At 53.4% G+C, this 328-nt stretch carries 1 protein-coding gene; it reads left to right on the top strand.

All coding sequences use genetic code 11. From position 1 onward, the window contains the following. A partial coding sequence (locus Q4563_RS18025) for a hypothetical protein (RefSeq protein WP_303605481.1) occupies nt 1-328 on the top strand: 328 nt, incomplete at both ends.

Here is a 328-nt window from a genome sequence, read left to right as displayed (position 1 = left end):
GACCTATGGATCGAACTCATTTCAGGGAGTGATCAATATTATCAGCAAACATCCTGGGGATACGCTGGGTGTGCGCCTGCGTTACCGGAATGGTAATCAGGGTGAAGACGACAGTTTTGCCAGTTATTCCTGGCAGCAGGGGCGCAGTGCCAACCGCCTGACCGTACAGATCAATGCATCCGATGGCTTTGACGGGGCGGGCGCTGAAAACGGTGCAGATGAGTTACGAGACAGCAAGCGCCACGGCTTTATCAATTTTGATCAGCAGCGGAACTTCGATGGCGCTTGGCAGTTGCATACCCAGGCTGCTTACAAGAGTGGTCATACC

It is taken from the genome of Gilvimarinus sp. 1_MG-2023, assembly GCF_030548285.1.
The sequence above is the reverse complement of the archived record's forward strand: the minus strand, read 5'-3'. Positions and strand labels throughout refer to the sequence as shown.